This window comes from Paraburkholderia sp. RL18-085-BIA-A (genome assembly GCF_046027075.1).
Classification (GTDB): Bacteria; Pseudomonadota; Gammaproteobacteria; order Burkholderiales; family Burkholderiaceae; genus Paraburkholderia.
This window is the reverse complement of record NZ_JARESU010000452.1, coordinates 1-1,181: the sequence shown is the minus strand read 5'-3', so window position 1 is coordinate 1,181 and position 1,181 is coordinate 1. Positions and strand designations below refer to the sequence as shown.

The window sequence follows — 1,181 nt, the reverse complement described above, 5'->3', positions numbered from 1 at the left end:
GGCGCGTGAACATTTGTTGGCCTTATAGGCAAGCAAACAATAGCCATTTAGAGAGCGTTAGAGCCCTCCAGCGGTTCGCCATCGGCGAACTGAGCCATACACGAATTGCCAAACGCTCTGGTTGATGCCCGAACTGCGTGTATTGAGATTATTTCGGCGTTTCCACACAGCCTGGGTCGCGTTCTGCCGATCGCCCTGAGGCAGTGACCGGCCAGGAAGCGCCAATCGCCCGTATCGGCAAGCAGACCTCCTGGTGAGCATTTTGCGCCAGCAAGCGGCCGTTCGCGCTTCCATCGCATCCATGCAGCCGCGGGCATCCACAGTCCGCGTGGTCGCCTCGTCTCTCACGTGCACTTACATGGACCCGACCGGCCCGCTCAGTGATGGTCGAAAATAGCGAGCTGACCGCTCTTGTACATCTGCCCGACCTTTCTACGAAACGACGCCTTCGGCGTCTTCTGGCACTCGGCAACAAGCACGCCGATTGGCGTCGCAGTGTCCTCCACCATCGTGTCAGTTTCCGTTACGCCGAGCTTGTCGACGCCTACCACGTAGTAGACGAGAGCGGGTCGGTAAGCTTCATCCACCGCCACGAAGTCCTCGCATTTCATTTTCAGCGGACTCATTTTTGTTGGGGCTTGCGCCCATGCCGGCATCACAATGGCGGCTCCCAGAAGACAAGTGGCAATCACAAAGCGCTTCATTTAGTACTCCCAGATTCGTGCGGAGGACGGCAATAATGACCGACCGCTATTGACGACCTCGGAAAAAACAGGGAACGGACCGATTTGGCTATTCCGCACGCTACACGCAGACCTTGCGGAACCTCCGTCAAGCAGTATCGGCGCTGTCGGGGATAAAACAATTGGACTTTGGTCGCATATGGCGTCAGCTCGACTCAAAACGTAGGGCGTCTTTTCAGCTTGGCCACCCCGGAATTGCCCGCATCAGACGGGCCAAGGCCGAAGAGGGAATTAAAGGCCTTGCCGTCGCGGCAAGGACGGAGCGTGAAGAACCGATGTGACCCGAAGGTGGTCATGTGGGTTCTGGCGCAAACAGCCGGTGAAGCCGAGACGTATTCAATATATCAGGATGCCTTATTTATTGAATAGGACGGCATTCCTGACGGCGGGTGCAGTAGTATCCTTGAGTCCGAGAGTGCGGAGATCGAACTGACCCTC

1 protein-coding gene is annotated in these 1,181 nt (G+C 56.7%); it reads right to left on the bottom strand.

Annotated features, from left to right (window positions below; all coding sequences use genetic code 11):
- Window positions 1-377: 377 nt before the first annotated feature.
- Complete coding sequence (locus P0D89_RS53170) at window positions 378-704, bottom strand: HdeA/HdeB family chaperone (RefSeq protein ID WP_408371246.1); 327 nt, start codon at window positions 702-704, stop codon at window positions 378-380.
- Between the last annotated feature and the right edge of the window lie 477 nt (window positions 705-1,181).